The sequence below is a fragment of the Pseudoduganella chitinolytica genome (assembly GCF_029028125.1).
GTDB lineage: Bacteria > Pseudomonadota > Gammaproteobacteria > Burkholderiales > Burkholderiaceae_D > Rugamonas > Rugamonas chitinolytica.
Genome location: NZ_CP119083.1, coordinates 3,587,000 through 3,611,463 on the forward strand (window position 1 = coordinate 3,587,000; position 24,464 = coordinate 3,611,463).

19 protein-coding genes, 1 other RNA gene and 1 pseudogene are annotated in these 24,464 nt (G+C 63.9%); 7 read left to right on the top strand and 14 right to left on the bottom strand.

Annotation, left to right across the window (positions count from 1 at the left end):
* Nucleotides 1-4: 4 nt before the first annotated feature.
* From murG to mraZ, 10 genes are read right to left on the bottom strand one after another with little or no spacing between them, the layout of a single operon-like run.
* Nucleotides 5-1,075 carry an undecaprenyldiphospho-muramoylpentapeptide beta-N-acetylglucosaminyltransferase gene (gene murG / locus PX653_RS15770; protein ID WP_371876339.1) on the bottom strand — a complete coding sequence of 357 codons (1,071 nt, stop codon included), beginning with the start codon at nt 1,073-1,075 and terminating at the stop codon, nt 5-7.
* Nucleotides 1,072-2,277, bottom strand: coding sequence for a putative lipid II flippase FtsW (ftsW, locus tag PX653_RS15775; protein ID WP_277413721.1), 1,206 nt, complete (start codon nt 2,275-2,277; stop codon nt 1,072-1,074). The genes murG and ftsW overlap by 4 nt, the downstream gene beginning before the upstream one ends.
* Nucleotides 2,277-3,776, bottom strand: coding sequence for a UDP-N-acetylmuramoyl-L-alanine--D-glutamate ligase (murD, locus tag PX653_RS15780; RefSeq protein WP_277413722.1), 1,500 nt, complete (start codon nt 3,774-3,776; stop codon nt 2,277-2,279). The genes ftsW and murD overlap by 1 nt, the downstream gene beginning before the upstream one ends.
* A 7-nt stretch (nt 3,777-3,783) precedes the next feature.
* Nucleotides 3,784-4,953 (bottom strand): phospho-N-acetylmuramoyl-pentapeptide-transferase, encoded by a 1,170-nt coding sequence (mraY, locus tag PX653_RS15785; protein ID WP_277413723.1) that lies wholly within the window; start codon nt 4,951-4,953, stop codon nt 3,784-3,786.
* Nucleotides 4,954-4,955: 2 nt separating this feature from the next.
* Complete coding sequence (locus tag PX653_RS15790; protein WP_277413724.1) at nt 4,956-6,338, bottom strand: UDP-N-acetylmuramoyl-tripeptide--D-alanyl-D-alanine ligase; 1,383 nt, start codon at nt 6,336-6,338, stop codon at nt 4,956-4,958.
* Entirely contained in the window at nt 6,338-7,876 is a 1,539-nt protein-coding gene (locus PX653_RS15795; RefSeq protein WP_277413725.1) for a UDP-N-acetylmuramoyl-L-alanyl-D-glutamate--2,6-diaminopimelate ligase, read from the bottom strand. Before PX653_RS15795 ends, PX653_RS15790 begins: the two co-directional genes overlap by 1 nt.
* Nucleotides 7,876-9,669 carry a peptidoglycan D,D-transpeptidase FtsI family protein gene (locus PX653_RS15800; protein ID WP_277413726.1) on the bottom strand — a complete coding sequence of 598 codons (1,794 nt, stop codon included), beginning with the start codon at nt 9,667-9,669 and terminating at the stop codon, nt 7,876-7,878. The genes PX653_RS15795 and PX653_RS15800 overlap by 1 nt, the downstream gene beginning before the upstream one ends.
* Nucleotides 9,666-9,938, bottom strand: coding sequence for a cell division protein FtsL (ftsL, locus tag PX653_RS15805; RefSeq protein WP_277413727.1), 273 nt, complete (start codon nt 9,936-9,938; stop codon nt 9,666-9,668). The genes PX653_RS15800 and ftsL overlap by 4 nt, the downstream gene beginning before the upstream one ends.
* Complete coding sequence (gene rsmH, locus PX653_RS15810) at nt 9,935-10,906, bottom strand: 16S rRNA (cytosine(1402)-N(4))-methyltransferase RsmH (protein WP_277413728.1); 972 nt, start codon at nt 10,904-10,906, stop codon at nt 9,935-9,937. The genes ftsL and rsmH overlap by 4 nt, the downstream gene beginning before the upstream one ends.
* An 11-nt stretch (nt 10,907-10,917) precedes the next feature.
* Nucleotides 10,918-11,346: a division/cell wall cluster transcriptional repressor MraZ gene (gene mraZ, locus PX653_RS15815; protein WP_147953009.1), complete on the bottom strand. Its 429-nt coding sequence runs from the start codon at nt 11,344-11,346 to the stop codon at nt 10,918-10,920.
* Nucleotides 11,347-12,545: 1,199 nt separating this feature from the next.
* Here mraZ and PX653_RS15820 point away from each other — a divergent pair.
* The 5 genes and pseudogenes from PX653_RS15820 to PX653_RS15840 all read left to right on the top strand — a co-directional run.
* The gene (locus PX653_RS15820; RefSeq protein ID WP_277413729.1) at nt 12,546-15,191 is read left to right on the top strand and encodes a DUF6531 domain-containing protein; all 2,646 of its coding nucleotides are present in this window, start codon (nt 12,546-12,548) and stop codon (nt 15,189-15,191) included.
* A 62-nt stretch (nt 15,192-15,253) separates the two neighbouring features.
* On the top strand, nt 15,254-17,329 hold the full coding sequence (locus PX653_RS15825) for an RHS repeat-associated core domain-containing protein (RefSeq protein ID WP_443094343.1): 2,076 nt from the start codon (nt 15,254-15,256) through the stop codon (nt 17,327-17,329).
* The gene (locus tag PX653_RS15830; RefSeq protein WP_277413730.1) at nt 17,326-17,763 is read left to right on the top strand and encodes a hypothetical protein; all 438 of its coding nucleotides are present in this window, start codon (nt 17,326-17,328) and stop codon (nt 17,761-17,763) included. The genes PX653_RS15825 and PX653_RS15830 overlap by 4 nt, the downstream gene beginning before the upstream one ends.
* Nucleotides 17,764-18,353: 590 nt before the next feature.
* Nucleotides 18,354-18,926 (top strand): hypothetical protein, encoded by a 573-nt coding sequence (locus tag PX653_RS15835; protein WP_277413731.1) that lies wholly within the window; start codon nt 18,354-18,356, stop codon nt 18,924-18,926.
* Between the two features lie 11 nt (nt 18,927-18,937).
* A pseudogene (locus tag PX653_RS15840) lies at nt 18,938-19,498 on the top strand (IS5 family transposase); the annotation flags it as partial.
* 456 nt (nt 19,499-19,954) lie between these two features.
* Here the strand turns inward: PX653_RS15840 and rnpB are convergent.
* From rnpB to PX653_RS15860, 4 genes are all read right to left on the bottom strand, one after another.
* An RNA gene (gene rnpB, locus PX653_RS15845) (RNase P RNA component class A) lies at nt 19,955-20,288 on the bottom strand.
* Between the two features lie 5 nt (nt 20,289-20,293).
* Nucleotides 20,294-20,728, bottom strand: coding sequence for a hypothetical protein (locus PX653_RS15850; RefSeq protein ID WP_277413732.1), 435 nt, complete (start codon nt 20,726-20,728; stop codon nt 20,294-20,296).
* 40 nt (nt 20,729-20,768) lie between these two features.
* A complete protein-coding gene (locus tag PX653_RS15855) occupies nt 20,769-21,026 on the bottom strand; it encodes a hypothetical protein (RefSeq protein WP_277413733.1) in 258 nt (85 codons plus the stop codon).
* A gap of 9 nt (nt 21,027-21,035) precedes the next feature.
* Complete coding sequence (locus tag PX653_RS15860) at nt 21,036-21,368, bottom strand: ArsR/SmtB family transcription factor (protein ID WP_277413734.1); 333 nt, start codon at nt 21,366-21,368, stop codon at nt 21,036-21,038.
* A 141-nt stretch (nt 21,369-21,509) separates the two neighbouring features.
* Here PX653_RS15860 and PX653_RS15865 point away from each other — a divergent pair, with 141 nt between their 5' ends.
* Complete coding sequence (locus PX653_RS15865; protein ID WP_277413735.1) at nt 21,510-23,210, top strand: thiamine pyrophosphate-binding protein; 1,701 nt, start codon at nt 21,510-21,512, stop codon at nt 23,208-23,210.
* 236 nt (nt 23,211-23,446) lie between these two features.
* Complete coding sequence (locus PX653_RS15870; protein ID WP_277413736.1) at nt 23,447-24,247, top strand: HDOD domain-containing protein; 801 nt, start codon at nt 23,447-23,449, stop codon at nt 24,245-24,247.
* Nucleotides 24,248-24,464 lie beyond the last annotated feature (217 nt).

Genomic DNA, 24,464 nt, shown 5'->3' on the forward strand with positions numbered 1-24,464 from the left:
CTTCTTATGCCAGTTGCTCTAATACGGTTGCGATCGCGTCGTTCGCGTCGCGCTTGCCTGCCGCGTGCGCCGCCACGGCCATGCGCTCGCACTCGGCGCGCGTCAGGCCGCGCAGCAGCTCGGCCACTCTTTGTGCCGACAGCTCCGTCTGCGGCAGGTGGATCGATGCCTGCTGCCGCGCCATCCATTGCGCGTTGTCGCGCTGGTGGCTGGTGGTGGAGGCGACCAGCGGCACCAGCACGCTGGCGACACCCGCCGCCGTCAGTTCCGACACGGTGATCGCGCCGGCGCGGCAGATGACGACGTCCGCTTGTGCATACGCGCCCGCCATGTCGTCGATGAAGTCGACCACGTTGGCCTGCACGGCCGCCTGCGCATACGCCGCACGCAGCGCGTCGATGTTCTTTTTTCCCGACTGGTGCGTGACCAGCGGCCGTTCGCCTTCGGGCAGCAAGGCCAGCGCGGCCGGCAGCGCGTCGTTCAACGCCTTTGCCCCCAGGCTGCCCCCCACGACGAGGATGCGCAGCGGACCGGCGCGGCCGGCAAAACGCTGCGCCGGGGCCGGCAGGTCGAGGATCTCGCGGCGCACCGGATTGCCCGTCACCGTGGCCTTCGCGGCCGCGCTGCCGAAGTCCGCCGGGAAGCCGAAGCACACGCGCGCGGCCACCGGCGCCAGCGTCTTGTTCGACAACAGCAGCGCCGCGTCGGCATTGACCAGCACCAGCGGCACGCCGCGCAGCTTCGCCATCATCCCGCCCGGCACCGTCACGTAGCCGCCCATGCCCAGCACCACGTCGGGCTTCCTGCGGCCGATATAGCCGAAGCAGTCCGCAAAGGCTTTCACCATCTTGAAGGCGCCGGACACCGTGTGGCCGAGGCCCTTGCCGCGCATGCCGCTGAAATGGATCGCGTCCAGCGCCACGCCCTGCTTCGGCACCAGGTCCTGCTCCATGCCGTGCGACGTGCCCAGCCACGTGACTTCCCAGCCGCGCGCGCGCATCGTCTGCGCGATCGCCAGGCCCGGGAAGATGTGGCCGCCGGTGCCGGCCGCCATGATCATCAGCCGCTTCGTCATACCCTGCCTCCCCGCATCAGCACGCGGTTCTCGTAATCGATGCGCAGCAGGATCGCCAGGCCCACGCAGTTGATGACGACACCCGAGCCGCCATAGCTCATCAACGGCAACGTCAGGCCCTTGGTGGGCAACAGGCCCAGGTTGACGCCCATGTTGATGAAGCACTGCACGCCGATCCAGATGCCGATGCCTTTCGCCACCAGGCCCGCGAAGGTCTGGTCGATGGCGATGGCCTGGCGGCCGATGTCGAAGGCGCGCTTGACGATCCAGTAGAACAGCGCGATGACGACCAGCACGCCCACCAGGCCCAGTTCCTCGCCGATGACGGCCAGCAGGAAGTCGGTGTGCGCTTCGGGCAGGTAGTGCAGCTTCTCGACGCTGCCGCCCAGGCCCACGCCGAACAGCTCGCCGCGGCCGAACGCGATCAGCGAGTGGGTCAGCTGGTAGGCCTTGTTCAACGCGTTCTCCTCCTCCCACGGATTGAGGTAGGCGAAGAAGCGGTCGCGCCGGAACTTCGACAGCGCGATGATGGAGACGAAGATCGTCACCAGCATGGCCGCGATGCCGCCGAACCAGATCGCGTTGACGCCGCCCAGGAACAGGATGCCCATGGCGATGCAGACGATCACGCCGAACGCGCCCAGGTCGGGCTCGAGCAGCAGGAGCAGGCCGACGAAACTGACGGCCAGCGCCATCGGCAGGAAGCCCTTGGTCAGCTTGTGCATGTATTCCTGCTTCCTCACCGTATAGTCGGCGGCGTACAGCACCATGATCAGCTTCATCACCTCGGACGGCTGGCCCAGGCCGAACGGCAGCCAGCGGCGGCCACCGTTGACGACGATGCCGATACCGGGAATCAGCACCAGTACCAGCAGCAGCAGCGTGGCGATGAACAGGTAGGGTGCGCCCGCCTGCAGCATGGCGACGGGAACGCGGAACACGAGTGCGCCGATCACGCCCGCGATCAGGATGAACGTGGCCTGGCGCTGCAGGAAATACGTGTTCGAATAAGCGGCGAACTTGGGCGAATCGGGCAGCGCGATCGACGCCGAGTACACCATCACCATCCCCAGCAGCATCAACAGGATCACGACCCACACCAGCGGCTGGTCGTACTCCATCATGCGCGACTGGCGCGCGCGGATGTCGATCGGCGTCGCCGATGCGCCGCCGCCGCTGGCGAATTTGAATGGCAGCTGCATCAGATCTCCTGCCCCGCGTCCAGCGCCAGTTCGCGCACGGTGTCGATGAACACCTGGGCGCGATGGGCGTAGTTCTTGAACATGTCCAGGCTGGCGCACGCCGGCGACAGCAGCACGGCGTCGCCGCCATGCGCCAGCGCGGCGGCGCGCTTCGTGGCTTCTTCCAGGGTGGCGCAGTCCTCCAGGCGCACACCGCTGTCGAGCAACGCGGCGCGGATGGCCGGCGCATCGCGCCCGATCAGCAGCACGGCGCGCACATGGCGCGCCACCGGACCGGCCAGAGGCTCGAACGCCTGGCCCTTGCCGTCGCCGCCGGCGATCAGCACCAGCTTCTGGTTTTCGCCCGTGAAGCTCTTGCCCAGGCCGTCGATGGCGGCCACGGTGGCGCCCACGTTGGTGCCCTTGCTGTCGTCATAGAACTCGACGCCGTCGATGGCCGCGACCAGTTCCACCCGGTGCGGCTGGCCGCGATAGTCGCGCAGCGCGTGCAGCAGCGGCGCGAACGGCAGGCCGATCGCCCGGCACAGCGCCAGCGCGGCCAGCGCGTTGGATGCGTTGTGCGTGCCGCGGATCTGCAGGGCATCCGCCGGCATCAGTTTTTTTAGGTAGGTCTCGACGACGGGCGCGGGCTCGTTCTTGCGGCGCTTCCTCGGCTCGGCGTCGTCCACCGGCTCGCTTGTCGCCAGCCAGTACACGCCGCGCTCGTTGACGAGGCCGAAGCTGCCAGGCGCTTCCGGCGCATCCGTGCCGAACATGACGTTGGTACCGGTCGGATCGGCCATGCGCAGGGTGACCGCATCGTTGCGGTTCAGGACCCGTACCGTGTCCTGGCCGAAGATGCGCGCCTTGTCGTCCGCATAGGCCTGCATCGTGCCGTGCCAGTCCAGGTGGTCCTGCGTGATGTTCAGCACCGTGGCCGCATCGGCCCGCAGGCTGTAGGTCGTGTGCAGCTGGAAGCTGGACAGCTCCAGCACCCACGCCTGCGGCAGGGCGTCGCCTTCGATCGCTTCGCGCAGCACGTCCAGCGCGGCCGGGCTGATGTTGCCGGCCACGCGCACGGACAGGCCGGCGCGCTCGCACAGCTGGCCCGTCAGCGTGGTGACGGTGGTCTTGCCGTTGGTGCCGGTGATGGCGATGACCTTGGGTGCATAGGCGCGCTCTTCCTTCAGCCAGGCCAGCGCCTGCGCGAAGATCTCGATCTCGCCCCACACGGGAATATTGGCCGCCTGCGCAGCCGGCATGATGTCGGCCAGCTCGCGGTTCGGCGCGAGACCCGGGCTGACGGCGACGAAGTCCACGCCGTCCAGCAGCTTCGCATCGAACGGACCGGCGACGAACTGCGTGCCCGGCAGCGTCTCGCGCAGCACGGGCAGGCGCTCCGGCACGGCGCGCGTGTCGGCCACGCGCAGCAGCGCGCCGCAGCGGGCCAGCCACTGCGCCATCGCCAGGCCCGATTCCCCGAGCCCCAGTACCAGTGCGATTTTGCCGTTGTAGATCATGGTCGGATCAGCGCAGTTTGAGAGTGGACAGGCCCACCAGCACGAGCATCATCGTGATGATCCAGAAGCGCACGACGACCTGCGTCTCCTTCCAGCCCTTCTGCTCGAAATGGTGGTGCAGCGGCGCCATCAGGAACACGCGGCGGCCCACGCCGTAGCGCTTCTTGGTGTACTTGAACCAGCCCACCTGGATGATCACGGACACGGTTTCGGCGACAAAGATGCCGCCCATGATGAACAGCACGATTTCCTGGCGCACGACGACGGCGATGGTGCCCAGCGCGCCGCCCAGCGCCAGCGCGCCCACGTCGCCCATGAAGACCTGGGCGGGATGCGTGTTGTACCAGAGGAAGGCCAGGCCCGCGCCGGCCATCGCGCCGACAAAGATGATCAACTCGCCGGCACCGGGAATGTGCGGGATGAACAGGTATTTCGAGTAGGTCGCGCTGCCGGTCAGGTAGGCGAACAGGCCCAGGGCGGAGCCCACCATCACGGTCGGCATGATGGCCAGGCCATCCAGGCCGTCGGTGAAGTTGACGGCATTGGACGAACCCACGATGACGCAGTACGTCAGCGCGATGAAGCCCCACACGCCCAGCGGATAGCTGATCGTCTTGAAGAACGGGACGATCAGGTCGGCCTTCGGCGGCAGGTCCATCGAGAAGCCCGACTGCACCCACGCGAAGAACAGGCGGAACACCTCGGCCGGCGTCGGCGCCGACACGGAGAAGGCCAGGTACAGCGCGGCGGCGACGCCGACCAGCGACTGCCAGAAGTATTTCTCGGCCGAGCGCATGCCTTCCGGGTCCTGGCGTACCACTTTCCGGTAGTCGTCCACCCAGCCCACCAGGCCGAAGCCGATCGTCACGACCATCACGGGCCAGATCAGGCGGTTCGACCAGTCGCACCACAACAGCGTCGAGATGCCGATCGCGATCAGCAGCAGCACGCCGCCCATCGTCGGGGTGCCGTGCTTCTTCAGGTGCGTCTGCGGGCCGTCGGTACGGACGGCCTGGCCGTACTTCATCGCCGTCAGCTTGCGGATCACGGCAGGACCGGCCAGGAGGCCGATCAGCAGCGCGGTGATCGTCGCGAACACGGCGCGGAACGTGATGAAGTTGAAGACGCGGAAGGCGCCGATGTCGTCCTGCAGGTATTGTGCGAGCCAGAGCAGCATGATTAGTGTGAGTCCTTGTTAGCTTGTTGCGATCCAATCAAATGCTGCACGACCCGTTCCATCTTCATGAAACGGGAGCCCTTGATCAATACGGTCGTCTCCGGCGTTACCGCCGCGTCCACGGCGGACAGCAGCGCGTCGAATTGTTCGAAATGGCGTGCGTGCGCGCGCATGTGCGCGGCCAGCTCGCCCGTGACGAGCACCTGGTCGATGCCCTTGCCTGCCGCATAGGCGGCAATCTCTTCGTGGTACTCGCGCCCCTGCGTGCCCACTTCGCCCATGTCGCCCAGCACCAGCACGCGCGGCGCGGGGGCACCGGCCAGCACGTCGATGGCGGCGCGCACGGAGTCGGGATTGGCGTTGTACGTGTCGTCGATGACGACGGCGCCGTTGCCCGCCTGCTTCCTTTGCAGGCGGCCGCTGACGGGGGCGAAGTGGTCCAGCCCTTCCTTGATCTTTTCCGGCGCGATGCCGGCCGCGTAGGTGCACGCAATGGCCGCCAGCGCATTGCGGACGTTGTGCTCGCCGGCCGCCTGCAGGCCGACGAAGAACTGCAGCGGCGCCCCGTCGGTACGTATCGTGACGAACATCTGGTTGCCGAAATCGTCGGCGCGGAACGTGCAGCTGACATCCGCGTCCTTGGTCAGGCCGAACGTCAGCACGCGGCGCGTGCCGGCCAGCTCGCGCCAGATGGGCGTGAACTCGTCCTGGTCCGGGAACACGGCGACGCCGTCGGCCGGCAAGGCCGCCAGCACGGAGCCGTTCTCGCGTGCCACCGCTTCCACCGTGTGCATGAATTCCTGGTGCTCGCGCTGGGCGTTGTTCACCAGGCCGATCGTCGGTGCGGCAATCGCGGCCAGCCGGCCGATCTCGCCGGGGTGGTTCATGCCCAGTTCTACGACCGCCGAGCGGTGCGCCTGCGCCAGGCGGAACAGCGTCAGCGGCACGCCGATCTCGTTATTGAGGTTGCCGCGCGTGGCCAGCCGGCCCTCTTCCCCAGCCTGGGCGGCCAGGATCGCGGCGATCATCTCCTTGACCGTCGTCTTGCCGTTGCTGCCCGTGACGCCGATCAGCGGCAGCGCGAAGCGACGGCGCCAGTGGTTGGCGATGCGGCCCAGCGCGACCAGCGTGTCCGGCACGACAATGGCGGGCAGCGTCCAGCCATCCGGCAGCGTGTCGACGACGACAGCGGCCACATTGCGTTGCGCGACCTGCGGCAGGAACGCGTGCGCATCGAATACCTCGCCACGCAGCGCGACGAACAGCGCGCCCGGGGCCGCCGTGCGGCTGTCGGTGGATACGCCGTCGAACGGCAGGTCGCCGGCCGGCCCGACGTAGCGGGCGCCCGGCAGCGCTTTCATGATCTCGGCAATGGTCGCGCGCATCAGCCCGGCCTCATCATCGTCAAGCGGGCCGACAGGGCCAGCTGGGCATGGTCGGCGTCCGAGAACGGCAGCTTCTTGCCCTTGATTTCCTGGTATGGCTCGTGGCCCTTGCCGGCCACGAGGATCACGTCGTTCTTGGCCGCGTGCTTGATGGCCGACAGGATCGCGGCGGCGCGGTCCTCGATCGCCTGCACGGTGGCGGGCAGGCTCTTGTCCATGCCGGCCACGATCTGTTCGATGATGGCCTGCGGCTCCTCGCTGCGCGGGTTGTCGCTGGTGACCAGCACGTGATCCGCGGCCTGCGCGATGCGGCCCATCTGCGGCCGCTTGCCCGGATCGCGGTCGCCGCCGCAGCCGAACACGCACCACAGCTGGCCGTTGCGGTCCTGCGCCACGGCCTTCAGCACGTCGACGGTTTTTTCCAGCGCATCCGGCGTGTGGGCGTAGTCGATGACGACCATCGGCGCCTCGTTGCCGCCGACCAGCTGCATGCGGCCCGGCGCTGGCGTCAACGCTTCGATGGCATCTACCGCCGCGCGCAGCGGCAGCCCTTTCGCCAGCAGCGCGCCCAGCACGCCCAGCGCGTTGCTGACGTTGAAGGAGCCCACCAGCTGGGTGCGCACGTGGGCGCCGCCCAGCGGCGAGTCCAGGTTGAACTCGGTGCCGGCGCTGCGCGTGCGGACCTGCGCGGCGCGCAGCATCGTCACCCCTGGCAGGTCCGGCTGCGTGGCCGCATCCTTGAGCGTATAACCCGTGACGATCGCCTGGCCCTGCGCTGCCACGTGCTGCGCCAGGCGCAGGCCGGCCGCGTCGTCCAGGTTGATCACGGCATGCTTCAGGCCGGGCCACTCGAACAGCCGGCGCTTGGCGGCTTCGTACGCCGCCATCGTGCCGTGAAAATCCAGGTGATCGCGCGTCAGGTTGGTAAACAGCGCCACGTCGAAATGCATGCCGTCCACGCGGCCCTGTTCCAGGCCGATGGACGATACCTCGATCGCCAGCGCGCTGGCGCCGGCGGCGCGGCAGTCGGCCAGCGTGCGGGCAAGCAGCACCTGGTCCGGCGTCGTGTAGCCGGTGGCGTCGAATTCCGGCTCGGCGCGGCCCTGGAACAGCGCCACGCCCAGCGTGCCGATGACGGCGGCGGTGTCGCCGGCGCGGGCCAGCGCATGGCCCAGCCAGACGGCACTCGACGTCTTGCCGTTGGTGCCCGTCACGCCGACCGTGAACATTGCGGCATCGGGCATGTCGTAGAACGCGTGCGCGATGGGGCCGGCCTGGCGTTTCAAGTCCGGCACGGCCAGGCTGGCCACCGTCCATTCGGGTTGCCAGTCGAAGCCGGCGGGGTCGTAGACGACGGCCGCGGCGCCCTGCGCGATCGCGGCGCCGATGAATTGGCGGCCGTCGCCGGTGCCCTCGCCCGGATAGGCGAAGAACACGTCCCCCGCCTTGATTCGGCGCGAGTCGGAAGCCAGTTGCCCGGTGGGCGCGGCCTGCTTGATCCAGTTGCTGATGTCTTTATTGTTCTTCATGTCGCTCATTACATGGCCTCCGGTCCGGTATCGCTCGGCGCGACGATTTCCGTGACCGTGGAGTCGGGTGGCACGTTCATGGCCCGCAGCGCGTTTTCCGCGACCTTGGCGAACGTGGGCGCGGCCACCTGGCCGCCAAAGTGACCACCCTGCGTGGGTTCGTCGATCATCACGGCGATGATGAAGCGCGGCGCCGACATCGGCACGATGCCGACGAACGTACCGATGTACTTGCGCGGTATCGCATAGCGGCCGTTTTCCACCTTATAAGCCGTGCCGGTCTTGCCGCCCACGCGGTAGCCGGGAATCTGTGCCTGCTTGGCCGTGCCGTCCTTGCCGGAGACGACCATCTCCAGCATCTCGCGCATGTCGCGTGCCGTCTGCGGCTTGATGATCTGCTGGCCGACCGGCATCTCGTGCGATTTCTGGAACGTCAGCGGGATCGTGTCGCCGTTGCGGGCGAACATCATGTACGAACGCGCCAGCTGGATCAGCGATACCGCGATGCCGTTACCGTAACTCATCGTGGCCTGCTCGACCGGCCGCCACGATTTGTAAGGCCGCACCCGGCCCGCCACGGCGCCGGGGAAGCCCCACTTCGGCTGCTGGCCGAAGCCGACCTTGGTAAACATCTCCCACATGTCCTGCGCGGGCATCGACAGCGCAATCTTCGACGTACCGATATTGGACGACATCTCGACGATCTGCTGCACGGTAATGACGCCGTGCGGCTTGGTATCGGTAATCGGGCGGTCGAGGATCTGCAGGCGGCCGTTGCCCGTGTCGATCGTCGTGTGCGGCGAGACCTTGCCCTTGTCCAGCGCCAGCGCCACGGTGATGGGTTTCAGCGTGGAGCCGGGTTCGAACGAGTCCGTCATCACGCGGTTGCGCAACTGCGCACCCGTCAGCGCACGGCGGTCGTTCGGGTCGTAGCTGGGGTAGTTCGCCAGCGCCAGCACTTCGCCCGTGTGCACGTCCAGCACGACGGCGGCGCCGGCCTTGGCCCTGAATTTTTCCACCGCGCCCTTCAGCTGCGTGAAGGCGATGTACTGGATCTTCGAATCGACCGACAGCACGAGGTCCTTGCCGTCGTGCGGTTCGTGCTTGGCGCCGATGTCCTCGACGATGTGGCCCAGCCGGTCCTTGATGACGCGGCGCGAACCGGGCGTGCCCACCAGCGTCTTCTGCTGCGCCAGCTCCATCGATTCCTGGCCCACGTCCTCCACGTTGGTGAAGCCGACGACGTGCGTCATCACTTCGCCCTGCGGGTAGAAGCGCTTGTATTCCTTGCGGGTGTCGATGCCGTCGATCTTGAGCTTGGCGATCTTGTCGGCCACGTCCTGCTCCACCTGGCGCTTCAGGTAGACGAAGTTGCGGTCCGAGTCGAGCTTCTTGCGCAGGTCGGCCTCGCTCATGTCCAGCAGGCGCGCCAGTTCGCGCAGCTTCTCCGGCGGCGCCTGCAGCACGTCGTCCGGGATGGCCCAGATGGCCTTCACGGGAATCGACGAGGCCAGCACCTGGCCGTTGCGGTCGATGATCTTGCCGCGCGTGGCGGGCAGCTCGATCGTACGGGCGTAGCGGGCTTCGCCCTGGCGTTGCAGGAACTGGGTGGACAGGCCTTGCAGCCACAGGGCGCGGCCGGCCAGCGCGGCGAATGCGGCGAACAGCACGAACAACACGACGCGCGAGCGCCACGTGGGCAGACGCACGGCCAGCACGGGACTGCGCGAGAACGACACGCCTTTCGACGCGGCCACGCGGGCGCCCGCGGCGGTGCTCGCACGGCTGCTGGCGCGGGTCATTGGCCGCCCTCCGTCAGGTATTGCGTGCGGGCCGGCGTCAGCGGCGTCATCTCGAGGTCGCGCCGGGCGATTTCCTCGATACGGGCGTGCTTGCCCAGGGTGGACTGGTCCAGCTGCAGCTGGGCCCATTCGATGTCGAGTTGGCGGGCCTGCGACTGCGCTCGTTCCAGTTCGATGAACAGATGGCGCGCCTCGTACTGCGAGCGCACCAGCGACAGCGCGCAGATGACCAGCAGCGCGGCCAGCACGGCGTTGATCTTGCCGCTCATGTCGCCGCTCCCGGATGGTTCGTGGCCAGGCGTTGCGCCACGCGCATCACGGCGGAGCGGGCGCGCGGGTTGGCGTCCACTTCGGCGTCCGACGGCTTCATCTTCCCCAGCAGCTTCATCTCGGGCTGCGGCAGGTCGACGGCGCGGATCGGCAGCCGGCGATCCGGCTGCGCCACGTTGACACGCTCGGCGAAGAAGCGCTTGACGATACGGTCTTCCAGCGAATGGAAGCTGATGACGGCCATGATGCCGCCCACCGCCAGCGCGTCGTAGGCCTGCTTCAGACCTGCTTCGAGGTCTTCAAGCTCTTTATTGACGAAAATCCGGATAGCCTGAAAGGTCCTTGTGGCCGGATCCTTGCCCTTCTCCCGGGTTTTGACCGCGCCTGCCACGAGGCCGGCAAGCTGTCGTGTGGTTGAAATTGGCTCGACTGCCCGGCGAGCAACAATCGCCTTTGCAATCTGAAAAGCAAACCGTTCTTCCCCATATTCCCTGATCACCTTTTCCAGTGTCTGTTCGGATTCCGTGGCAAGCCACTGTGCCGCCGAGATGCCGCGCGTGGTGTCCATGCGCATATCGAGCGGGCCGTCATTGCGGAAAGAGAAACCGCGTGCCGCGTCGTCGACCTGGGGCGACGAGATGCCCAGGTCCAGCAGCACGCCGTCCACGTGCGCGATTCCGCGTTCGGCCAGCGCCGCCGCCATCGTGGCGAAGCTGTCGTGGACGATGGTGAAACGCGCGTCGGCGATGCCTTGCGCGGTGGCGATGGCCTGCGGGTCCTTGTCGAACGCGATCAGGCGGCCATTGGCGCCAAGGCGCGACAGCAGCAGGCGGCTGTGGCCACCGCGGCCGAAGGTGCCGTCGATGTAGATGCCGTCCGCGCGCGCGCCGGCAATGGCGAGCGCATCGACCGCTTCATCTAGCAGCACCGTACGATGCTGGAATTCTGGCACCGCTGTGTTGGTCATGTGCGGAGCCTTCAGAAGGAGAAATCGGACAGGGCGTCGGGCATGCCGACATCGATGGTCGCCTGCTCGTTTTCGGCGCGCTTGACCGGATCCCAGATTTCAAAGTGGGTCAACATGCCGGACAGGACGACGTCGCGGCCCAGGCCGACGGCGTCGCGCAGTTCCGGCGCGATCAGGATGCGGCCGGCCGAGTCCATTTCCACGTCGCTGGCGTTGCCCAGCAGGATGCGCTGCCAGCCGCGTGCGGACATGGGCCACGCGGCGATCTGGTCGCGCTTGGCTTCCCACACGGGACGGGGATACATCAGCAGGCAGCCGTCCGGGTGCTTGGTCAGCGTGAGGCGTCCTTCGCACTGAATGCTCAGTGCGTCACGATGCTTGGCTGGAATAGACATCCTGCCCTTCGCATCGAGAGTGATTGCGGACGCGCCCTGGAACACGGCTAAACTTTCTCTTCAGAAACCCTGGTTATTGTTCGGTGATGTTTTGGTGGTGCCCGTTTCGCCAGAAATTCCCACAAAACTACACTTTTTCACACAGATGCCCACTTTAGAGTAAGGCAAGAGGGTGGTCAAGCGATTTCCGGCTAGCAAAAAGCGATTTTTACTAATGAAATTAAGGACTTAGCGCCGATCGTTGAAGCGACCTCAAGTCAAAATAGCTCGAGAAATCAGGCACCTAGAGGGGAATTTGAAAGTGCTACCTCATCTGCACAGCACCGCAAGCGCGTGGATGGGGTCATATAAAATAATTGAGGAAAGACTATGAAGTTACCGAGAGGAAACGAGAGCGTCGCGGGCTGACAACGTCCGGTTTACGCGACGGAAGTACTCACTTCGCAATCGCCGGGGTAACTCATCTTTAGCGCCGGCCGGGGCCTCGCCCGTAGTGGGCACTATCCAGCCAGGCGCCGACCGCTATCCGTGCGCTAACAAAATCTTAACTGGACCGTTACGGGGAACACCAGATTCGGTTCTGCTCAGCAATAACTTGTCTATACAAATTCAACGCGTTTTTCATGTTGCAATGCATGAATTATACGCGTTCCGACGCCCTGGTCCGCCCAATCGCCCGGCCCGCCACCCACGAACAAGTAACGGCACGATGCGGCGCCTGGACGAAGTGACCGCTTCACGCTTACCAGGGTAGCAGCGTGCTTCACTGCCCGTTTCCAAGGCCCGCCAGTAGCGCCGCGCCGGCCCCCGTCCGGCCGTCGCGCCGCTGTCACCCGGCGCCGCCGCAAATGAAGAGGGCCATTAGTATCAGTGAACTGTCCCACGGTGTCGTGGCGAAAGCATGGCCCACCTATAACTCGCGAAAACGTCGATCTTCGTGTTGCCACGTTTGCTGCACGCGCTGTGTTTATAAAGCCGCGTTCGATTTGACCTTGACCAATGAGACGGTGATGCTTCCTTGCCAGCTTGGCGAACGGCCTAGGATATATAACAGGAGCGGACGCTTCTCCGGGAGCCAGCTCGCGCAATGCTCCTTGAACGGCCGAACGTCCGCGGCCCGTGATGCAGTTGTACTGCCATGCTAAAATAACAACCTTTCCCGGCCTGATGCTCGTACGTCTGCGCGCAGATCGACTCTGATCCGCAGCCCTCGCCTGTGAAAAAAACCCTCGTATAACAGCTCCATGACCGAACCCACGCCCAAGCCCATCGGACGCGCCCCGGAAGTCGCCGTCGCACCGCTCAACACGATCGACCAGCGAGACGTCGGTGCCGCCGCCGCCGCCTTCGACAAATGGCTGCGCAAGATCAGCTACGACTACGTGACGCTGGACCGCCTGAGCACGGTCGCGGGCAGCTTGCCGGTGATCGGCAACATCATGGCCTTGATGGACGCCATCATGGACGTGGTGGGGATCATCCAGAAATACGTCGACAAGAAAAAGGAGAAAGTCGATTTCCTGGCCTGGGTCAGCCTGGGCATCAACCTGATCGGCGTGGTGCCGGTGCCGCCGGGGATGGGCGCGGCGCGCATGAGCCTGCGTCCGGCCCTGCACCTGGCCCGGCAAAAGCTGGCGATGGGCGCCAAGGATATCGGCGCCGCATTGGTCGAGGTGCTGGTCCTGCACCTCAACGCCAGGCTTGCCGGCGAACTCGAGACTTTCATCGACGGCGCGATGAGCAGGCTGTCAGGCATCCTGGACGAATGCGCCAAGGTGGCCGACGGCATTGCCGACGACCTGATCAAGATCCTCAACCGCTGCATCGGCAACGAGCCGCTGTTCGAAGTGGCTGCCCCAGCGGAAGTGGAGAGCAAGCTGCACGACCCCAAGGTGCAAAGCAGCTGGCGCCGCATGCTGGGCGCGATTGACCGGCAGTACAAAAGGGCAGCGAACTACGCTGCCGCCACCGCAGCCAGGCAGTTGCCGCAAAGTGCGGTCGCTGGCGTGACGGCCATCATCGGTCACCTGAAGGAGTTCAAGCCGGCGTTTCGCGGCAAGCTCGCGTCCCTGGCCGACGAACAGGCGCAGATGAGCATCAAGTGGATCCTGGTGCGCCTGCGCGACGCGGTCGTCAAGCACAAGAAGCCCCATATGGCGCTGGTGCCGTCCGCCAAGGGCGCCCAGCACAAGAAGGATAAACCCGGGCAGGAGCTCGCCGCCACCAGTCATCAAAGCCCGGCAACGGGCGATGCCAACAACTGCAAGCTGTGCCCCGCCAAAGGCGGCACTGGGCGCTCGATCAGCTTTGCCACCGGCGCTGAAACGTTTACGCATACCGACTTCGTGCTGGACGCGCCGCTTCCCATTGAATGGAGCCGCACCTACCGCAGCCAACTGACCGCCTATGATCGCGGCAATCTCGGCGCGCGTTGGCTCACGCCGTATAGCACGCGCATCGACGTCGTCGGCCAAGGCAAGCCAGCCGGCCTGCTGTATCACGCCGCCGATGGCCGCAGCCACCGCTATCCATGGCTGAATATCGGCCAGCGTCACTACGACCCGGTCGAGCAGGTCATGCTCACCCGCATGAGCGTCACCCTGCTCACGCTGGACTTCGGCAAGCCGCTGCCAGAAGGCGAACCCAGCCAATGGCGCGAAACCTACGAACTGACCGACACCGTCCGCGCCAAAGCGGCGGAAATGGGCAAGCAGCATTTCCGGCTGATCTCGCTGCATGCCAAAGACGGCGCGGCCCTCGGCTTGCGCTACGACCACGTCGTCGCCGGCGAGACGGTACTTAGCGACATCATCAGCAAGCAAGGTGACACCATCATCGCCCATGCCGGCACCCAGGTCGACGCCGACACCGGCTGCATCCGCGCGCTGTGGGAGATCCAGGACGGCAAGCTGGTGCGCCAGCTCGCCGCCTACGACTACGACGAGCACGGCGACCTGCTCCAAGCCCAGGACGAAAACGCCGCCGCCTGGCACTACCAGTACGACCACCACCTGATTACGCGCTACACCGACCGCACCGGGCGCGGCATGAACCTCGCGTACGACGGAACCGAGCCAAGCGCCAAGGCGATCCGGGAATGGGCGGACGATGGCACCCACGACACCCGGCTCGAGTGGGACAAGAACATCCGCCTGACCTACGTCACCGATGCGCTGGGCAACGAGACCCGCTACTACTACGACATCGCCGGCTACACCTACCGCACCGTCTATCCGGACGGGGGCGAAGAATGGTTCTTCCGCGACGATGCGAAGAACGTCGTCCGTCACATCCACGCCGACGGCAGCAGCGAGCATTACCGTTACGACGACCACGGCAACCTGCTCACGCACACCCGCGCCGACGGCAGCCAGGTCCACTTCGAGTACGACGCCCAACACCGCATCACCGGCATCCTCGACGCCGAAGGCGGCACGTGGAAGCGTGACTATAATGCCCAGGGCCACCTGGTCGAGGAAATCGACCCACGCGGCAACAAGACGCAATACGCCTACGACAAGGTCGGCCGGCCCGTCGAAGTCACCGATGCCAAGGGCGGCGTCAAGAAACTCGTCTATAACGAAGACGGCCAGCTCGCCAGCTACACGGACTGCTCCGGGCACAGCAGCCAGTGGGAATATGACGACCGCAAGCGCCTAATTAAAAGCATGATGCCGCGGACAATCTCACCCGTTATCGCTACACCCTGGTCAGTGCCGAGACCCTGGCGCGCAGCCGCGACAGTGGGAATCATCCCGGCCAACTCGAAGCCGTCATCCATCCCGACGGCACCGAAGAACAACTGCGCCACGACGCTGAGGGCCGGCTGCTCGCGCACATCGACGCACTGCAACGCAGGACAGCCTACCGCTACACCGCGGCCGGCCTGATCGCGCAGGGCAGCGATGCGCTGGGCCAAAGCTTGCAGTACCGTTGGGACGCGCTGGGCCGCTTGTCCACACTCGAAAACGAAAACGGCAGCGTCTACTGCTTCCAGTACGATCCGGTCGGCCGCCTGCTGCAGGAACAGGGTTTCGATGGCAAGACCACCGAGTACCGCTACCATGAAGGCACCGGCGTGCTGGCGGAAACCGTCGAAGCTGGCGTCACCACGCGGCTCGACTTCGACCCCATGGGCCGACTGGTGCAACGCCGCGCCGCAGCCCCCGGGCAGGCCGAGCAAATCGAAACGTTCGCCTACAACGCCAACGGCCAACTGGCCGACGCAAGGAACGAGCACGCCCGGCTGCAATGGCTTTACGACGCTGCCGGAAATTTGGTACGCGAGCACCAGCATTACCAAGGTCCATTCCACCCGGACAAGCGCACCGCGGTCTGGCACCACGGCTACGATGAACTCAACCAGCGCATCGGCACCATTCGCCCGGACGGCCACCGCATCGACTGGCTGACTTACGGCGCCGGCCACGTACACGGCTTGCTGCTCGATGGGCAAGAGCTCGTGTCTTTCGAGCGTGACGCGCTGTACCAGGAAACCGGCCGCACGCAGGCCAACGGCCTGCTGCAAACGATGAAGTACGACCCGGCCGGCCGCCTGATCGAACAACAGCTAGGCGCGATCGCACGGACCCAGCAGAACTTCGCTCCCGACCAATATCGCCCCGACGTCCAGGTCGGTATGCAGGCAGCGATCCAGCGGCGCTACTGCTATGACCAGTCCGGCCAACTGACCGGCATCGACGACAACCGGCGCGGCCGCATCGAGTACCGCTACGACCCGGTCGGGCGCCTGCTCGCCGCGAACAGCGCCATGGGCCACGAAACCTTCGCGTTCGACCCGGCAGGCAATATCCAGGCGCCGAATACTGCGCAGCGAGAGGCAACCAGCCAGCGCACCCCGCTACCAAAAGTGCTGGACAACATGCTCAAGGAATATGCCGGCACCAGCTACCGCTACGACGAGCGCGGCAACCTCGTCGAACGGGTGCAGAATGGACAGCGCGACACGTTCGAATGGGATGCGTTCAACTGCATGACCCGTGCTAACACCCGGTATGGTGTCACCACCTTTGCCTACGATCCACTGGGGCGGCGCATTGCCAAGCACAGCCAGGCGGCGGAAGGCACTGCCTTCAGGCAGGCGACCCGAACCACGTACGGCTGGGATGGCGACACGCTGGCGCTTGAGAGCAGCGTCCACCAGGGACATGCGGGGCGCGAACGAACCGTTCACTATGTGTACGAGCGCGGCAGCTTCATACCGCTGGTTCAGGCCACGCGAAACCGGGCCCTTCAGTTGGCGCCGACCACGGATGTGAAAGCGCTGATGGCAGGCAACGACGGAAGGTATGACATTGCTCTTGATCCGCTATGGAATGGGGAACTCGAGCATGGCCCCGAGCCGTTCAGCAAGGATGAGATCGCCTTCTATCAATGCGACCACCTTGGTACGCCGCAGGAGCTGACGGATTGCGATGGCAACGTAGCCTGGTCCGCGCAGTACCAGGCGTGGGGGAAAGCGAAAGATGCAATCAGCGACGCCGCGTACAAGGCGGGGATACGTAACCCGATGCGGTTCCAGGGGCAATACCTCGACGACGAAACCGGGCTGCACTACAACAGATTCCGCTACTATGATCCCGATACAGCGCGGTATCTGACGCGAGATCCAATCGGTCTGTCCGGTGGTCACCACCTTTATCAATATGTGCCAAACTCGACAGGGTGGATTGATCCGTTAGGATTGTCTGGACGGAAAGAGCCAAAGCCATGGATTCCGCCGGGCAATGCCAAAGAAGGCTGGCAACACATTGATGAACGTCATATTAGTGGTACGCATTCCGATGGCCCGGGCGATTTATTCGAACGGGGTTCAACGCAAGCACAAATTCAAATCGCATGCGAATGCCTTGTCAAAAAAGGTACGAGGGTCAGTGACCCTAACCGAAGAATACAAACATACGAGAAAAGAATGAAGATCAACGGCAAAATGGATCGAGTACGTGGCATCTTCGACTCTCAGGATGGCAACCGAACGATTACGGTGTTTCCAGTAAGAAGTGAATGACCATGCTCACGTTTAAGATCTATCGCAACGACAACGAAGAATCGGCAACTGGATTCGACCTGGGGGATGTCGAGTTCTCCTTTGACGGAAAAATAGTGTCATCTCGAGGCCATCCACAATTGTCGCATATGATCTATGTTTCTTTAGTCGATCTAATCGATGGCCTGCTTCAGTTGAAGGGTGGTAAAAAGCGTTACGAATACGTCGGCGCGGACTCTTCCTTTAACCTTCATTTTAACAAGAACAAGTCAGGCGTAGACATATTGCACGAAAAAAGGAAATATGGTCCTATTTCTTTGGAGAAGCTACTCGAAGCCGTTGACTCCGGTATAGATTCTTTTCTCGCTGATCCGCGCAATGAATTATCTACCGATAGCTCAATATATGATGATTTCAATTCGAGCCGGAAGGCGTTGAAAAACTCGTTGTCATAGGGCTACTTCACCACAGCAGGCACGACGGATTACCAAACTCCAAAATCATCGCGAAACTTCGCAGGGCGGCGATATGGCTCAGGGTGTAATTTGGAGAGCGCAATGACAGTTCGTCAAAAGTCTCGGAAGGAGTTGATGCTGCTCGACAGGGGCGCTATTGACCGTGGCGAAGAAGCCCTCGGCAGGTAATCAGCGATTCAAAGACTGAGGGGGATGCAATTGCCTTGGTTAAAGGCTTAGTTTGCCTTGGCGATTTACTGTGTGAGACCGGCTACGACCATAATGCCGAAAGCTGTGCTCGTATTTTGCAAAAAGGTGCGCGCGTCAAAGTCGAGGGCCGCCTCGTCCAGTTTCCTGCTCGGGATGAAGGTGGTAACGAGGTTGATGTTTCTGCAGTTGAAGCTAGCCATGTTTATTTGTCTCTGGCTCGGGTGGGCAATATTGAATTTGCACCACCCAGGGGACGAGCTGCGGGTACTAACGCAGACGATCAGTCTCGCCAACAGCCGGAGTATTACGAACCTGAACCACAATTCTAACTGGCGATCGCCGGCCCTGTTCGTCAGGTCCGGCGAAAGAGAGGAGGTATCATGCGCAGGATTGAAACAATTTTCTCGTCGTGTGTTGCAGCCGGCATGCTTGTTGGCTGCACAACCGTTGATCCAACTCTGGGCGGCATCTTGAAGATCGAATCCGACGGGCAACCAATAAGCAAGAGTGGCGCCAACCAACGTCAACCGGTGGAATACACCTCTACTAGTGGAAAAAAAGCGCAAGAGGCTGGTTGCTATTTCGTTGATGGTTTGAAAAAGTCTGTCGATGTTGATACCTTATATGGACGCGCTATGCGCACGTTCGCTTTCAAGTCTCCGGAACAAGTCGCAATCCATAAGAAAACGATCGACCGCACCTACACGCTCGACAACGGATATAAGCACGAGAAACAAGCGGGATCGTACTACCACCTCGCGCAGACTGTGCGATACGAGCTTTCGCCTGGACAGGCGCGACCTATATGGCTTGAACTTCAGTTCACCAAGAACGGTACCGGTGCCGATGTGGTGGCAGAGTACTGTGTAAATCCGGCAGACTCAACGGTCAATAACACGACGGTTCGGCAACAGATTCAACAGAAAATCAGAAGTGCATTATTCTCTGGCTGATTTTGATGTTCGTCGACGCCACGTTGATCGCGGCGCCGCCGTCGACGAAGAACAAAGACGGAGAGCGCGATCCGGAAATGCACCAGTCGAAGAAGGGCAACGATTGGCACTTCGGGATGAAAGCGCATGTGGGCGTGGACGCTGCGTCGGGCCTCGTGCACACCGTCATCGGCACCGCCGGCAACGTCTCGGACGTCACGCAAGCTGGCGCGCTGTTGCATGGCGACGAGTCTGCTGCGCTGGGCGATGCGGGCTACCAAGGCGTGGAGAAACGCCCGGAGAATCAAGGCAAATCAGTCACATGGCATGTCGCGATGAAGCGTTCCAAGCGCAAGGCGCTGCCGAAGAACAAGCTGGGTCGCATGGTCGAAAAACTGGAGCATCTCAAAGCCAGCGTGCGGGCGAAAGTCGAGCATCCGTTCCACGTCATCAAGAACCTGTTTCGTCACCGGAAGACGCGCTATCGCGGCCTGGCAAAGAACACTGCTCAGCTGTTCACGCTGTTCGGCTTAGCAAATCTGATGCTGGCTGGCCGGCGATTTACGATCACTGAATCCCCACGTGCGTCCTGAGCGCCGAAAGGCGCGAAAAAACCCGACGATTCGCTGTAAATTCGGCTGTCCCGACCACAAAACGCGCATATCAAAATGCCGGGACGGCTTGGCCGTCAAAAGACTGCAGGCACGCTGAAAATCGTCAATTGATCAGCGCTTCCTTAACTGGAGAACCCAGGGTGCTCTAGACGACATCACACACTTGTCAATTGGCGGAGGCCAGCGGAAAATCGCTTGTACCCTTACATCGTCGCCTGTCCTGATGGTAAGGAACCAACGGATGGTAGCCGCTACGACATTGTTTTTCGTATACTTGAAGTGCAATAAGACCGGTAGCGGCCGTGCCAGAAGAACAGTCTGCATGAGCAGGACAGCGCCATGCTACGGCGCCAGCCACGCGGCACCGAAAGACTCGCCAGCGCCCAACCAGCGATGCGAAAGCGCTGAAGGCTGGCGAGGCTGTTGGGGGAAATAAAGTGAAGCAAGCCGATAGGCCGGATTCTGTTACGGCGCGGTCGCCCGCGCTATGACAGCCATTCCTCTAGGCGGTGGATTACTCCACCGCTCAAGCTTTCTACCCGCACGCTCCGCGAGCAGCATCATCGCGTGCCTATTTGAAATTGCACCAGGTGGAGGTTACCGCGTTTCACCGTAACTTAATACGCTCGTCTCTGTGGCCCTGTTCCTCGCCTTATATCCCGAAGGACTTTCAGCGGACGGCCGTTAACCGTCACCCCGCTCTGTGGAGTCCGGACCTTCCTCCCGCCAGCGCATTGCTGCGCCGGCCAGCGGCTGTCTGGCTTGCTTCGGCCGCTATTGTACCGCATGCGGCGCAGCTACCGCGGGTTTTGCCCGGCGCCACGGTTCGCCCTGCCCCGTCACGTAGCGCGCCCACACGTACGACCATGGCAGCGCCAGCGGCACGACGATGCCGACCGCGCAAGCGAACAGCGTGGCGGCGATGCCGTCGTCCATGGTGCCGGCGCGCCAGGCCGGCAACGCCACCAGCAGCACCCACAGCGACTTCCACAGCAGCTCCCACAGGAGCAGCGGCAGCATGCGCAGCGGGTACTTCACGCCGACGAACGCCAGCACGGCAACCACGGCCAGCATGCAGTTGACGAGGCCCTGCATCAGTTCGACGGGCGGACCGGCCAGTTGCGGCCACACGTTCAGCGCCAGCCCGACCCCGATCAGCAGGTACACGGCACGCAGCAGGTTCATTCGGAACAGCGATACGTCGTTCATGACAGCTCCTTCGGGGTTGGATGGGTTGCAGCGGCGGGGATCAGCCGACTTCCTTGAGGACCTTCTCGACGGTGACGAGGCGTGCATGCACCGCGTCCAGCGTGGCCTGCAGCGCCTTCAGCGCGGCCGCGTTGTCGGCCTGGGTGGCAACGGCCCGCTGCGCCAGCTGGCGGTACGCCTCGTCGTTGGCGTCACGGTACTTGGCCTGCGCGATGACGGACAGGTGACGCATGCCGAACACGCCCAGCACGGCAAAGATGAACAGGCTGATGGTGATCAGGTAAATGGGTTCGGACATCGTAAGCCTCTACTTTTCAGGGTTGATCGTCAGCGTCGGCGCCGCCGCGGCGATGGCCGCCGGGGTCAGTGCCACGTCGAACGGGGTGACATCGAAAAAATTCAGGGCCTTGCCATCGGCCGACAGTTCCATCTGGCTGACGACGAGCCCCGCCTCCTCCAGCTTCTGCAGGTGCAGGTGCAACAGCGGGCGGCTGATGCCGATCTCGCGCGCCAGCTGGCTGACGTAGTTGCGCCCGCCCGCGGCCAGCGCGGCCACGATGCGCAGCCGGTGCGGGTTGGACAGCGCGGCCAGCGTCGCCAGCAGGCGGTCGCCGTCTCTTTGTTCAGTTTCGCGTTTCATGTGTAAACATTATCTGACAGGTGTAAGCATGTCAAACGATTTCGCAGGCGTGGCAAAAAATAAATTTGGTGTCGCCATTTCAAAAGCCGCATGCCGGGTGCCACTCTAGAATGCGAAGGATCACATCCTTCGAGGCAGAACATGACGCACCCTTCCCGTTCCGGCGGCCAGATCCTGGTCGATGCACTGAAAATCCACGGCGTCGACACCGCCTTCGGCGTACCGGGCGAAAGCTACCTGGACGTGCTGGACGCGCTGCACGATTCCTCGATCCGCTTCGTCATCAACCGCCAGGAAGGCGGCGCCGCGTTCATGGCCGACGCCTACGGCAAGCTGACGGGCAAACCCGGCATCTGCTTCGTCACGCGCGGTCCCGGCGCCACCAACGCGTCGATCGGCGTGCACACGGCGTTCCAGGATTCGACGCCGATGATCCTCTTCATCGGCCAGGTAGGCAGCGACTTCATGGACCGCGAGGCGTTCCAGGAAGTGGACTACCGCCGCATGTTCGGCCAGATGGCCAAGTGGGTCGCGCAGATCGACCGCGCCGACCGCATCCCCGAATACATCGCGCGCGCGTTCCAGGTCGCCACCAGCGGGCGCCAGGGCCCCGTCGTGCTGGCCCTGCCGGAGGACATGCTGGTCACCCAGGCCGCCGTGGCCGATACCCGCGCCTACCAGCCCGTGCAGGCGTCGCCTTCGCAGCAGCAGATGGACCGGCTGCGCGCCATGTTGGCCGAGGCCAAGCGCCCCCTGCTGCTGCTGGGCGGCAGTGGCTGGACGGACGCGGCCTGTGCCGACATCGTGCGTTTCGCCGAAGCGAACGCGCTGCCCGTCTCGTGCGCGTTCCGCTTCCAGGACCTGGTCGACAACGACCACCCGCACTACATCGGCGACGTCGGCATCGGCATCAATCCGAAGCTGGCCAAGCGCGTCAAGGAGGCGGACCTGCTGATCGCCATCGGCCCGCGCCTGGGCGAGATGACGACCAGCGGCTATTCCATCATCGCCTCCCCGGTGCCGCAGCAGAAGCTGGTGCACATCCACGCCAGCATGGAGGAACTGGGCAGCGTCTACCAGGCCGACCTGATGATCGCCAGCGGCATGCCGCAGGCGGCGCAGATGCTGGCCGCGCTGGCCCCCGTGGACAGCAGCGCCTGGCGCGCCAGCGTGGAAGAAGCCAAGGCCGAGCTGCGGGCGTGGCAGGGCAAGCCCGCCATCTTCCAGGACGGCAGCGCGCCGCTGGACCTGTGGCAGGTGGTGCAGGACATCGACGCGCTGACGCCGCGCGACACCATCATCACGAACGGCGCCGGCAACTACGCCACGTGGGCGCACCGCTTCCACCGCTACGGCGCTATGCGCACGCAGCTGGCCCCGACCAGCGGCGCGATGGGCTACAGCGTGCCTTCCGGCGTGGCCGCCAAGATCGTCGATCCGGCCCGCACCGTCATCACGTTTGCCGGCGATGGCGAATACATGATGAACGGCCAGGAGCTGGCAACGGCGGTGCAGTACCAGGCCGGCGTCATCGTCATCGTGTTCAACAACCAGATGTTCGGCACGATCCGCATGCACCAGGAGCGCGACTATCCCGGCCGTGTGTCCGGCACCACGCTACACAACCCGGACTTCGCGGCACTGGCCGTGGCCTATGGCGCGCAGGGCGAGGTGGTCGAGGCGACGGCCGACTTCGCGCCCGCACTGCAGCGCGCGCTGGCCTTTACCCGCGAGCGCAACCTGCCGGCCGTCATCGAACTGCGCTACGACGGCAACCTGATCACGCCGGGCGCGACGCTGGAGACGATCCGGGCGACCGCGGCTGCCGCGAAAGGAAAATAACGCGTGCAAACCCGGGATCAGGCACCGATTCGCAGGTCTCAGACCTGAAAAAATCGGTGCCTGGCCCAGGGGTTCCGAATCGGCAGGTTTCATCGCACGCCCGTGCGGATTACACATCCGCGCAACACCGCCTGCTGAATATAAACAAACATTCTGCGAAACAAGCATTTCGGGCATTACACTCTGGAACATGCTGCTGAGCAATACAGTTCAGTCCCGTTCCAGAGAGCCGCCCGATGACCAGCCTTGCCATTTTCTTTGACAACGTCAAACTCCCCACGATTTCCGAAGTCGGCCATGAGCTGATCGCCACCCTCGACAACGACGAAGCATCCGCCAAGAGCGTGGCGGCCATCATCGCCCGCGATCCGGCCCTGACCGCCAAGCTGATGCGGCTGGCCAACAGTGCGCGCTTCGGCTCCAGCCGTGGCGTCAGCTCGCTGGACGACGCCATCGCGCTGGCCGGCATGGCCCATATCCGCACGCTGGCCCTGGCGGCGTGCTTTGCCGAGGCGTTCCCGCAACTGCCGGGCCTGGATTCGGACGAGTTCTGGAAGAGCAGCATGGCCTGCGCCGGCTATGCCAAGTGGCTGGCCAGCGGCATTGGCGCCGACGGCGGCGAAGCCTGGCTGGCGGGCATGATGTTGCGCTTGGGCGAACTGCTGATCTACCAGGTGTCGCCCGTGGCGTTCGCCCAGATCGAGCAGCAGCCGCACCTGCCGGGCGGGCGCTGGGAGCGCGAGCAGCGCCTGCTGGGCTTCTCGGAAGGCCATATCACGGCCGAGCTGGGCCGCCGCTGGAACTTCCCCGCCAAGATCGTGCAAGCCCTGGAGTCCTCGTCCGACCCGATGGCCGCCCACCCGTTCTGCCGGCTGGCGGGCATCATCCACCTGGCCAGCCTGCTGGCCGATACTCCCAGCGACGACCCGCAGATCCTCGACACGCTGCCGGCGGACGTGATGGACACGCTGCAGCTGCGCAAGGAATGGCTGAGCAAGCGCTTCCCTTCGCACGATTCGTTCTCCGCGGCGGCGTAACGGGAACCCATGGTGTCGGGCAGCTGTCTTGGGGTCTCCGACCCAAAGACAGCTGCCAGGCACCGCGGCTTTGATGTCGCTGGTCCGGATTCCGACGGGACAACGCGATGCATGTTGTCCCTGGCGCCTGGCCGCCCTTTGTCACAATTTTTCTGTTGTTGATGCCATCGTCTTTCCGGTAGGATAGCGGCTTTGCCCGCCTGAGATACATCGACAG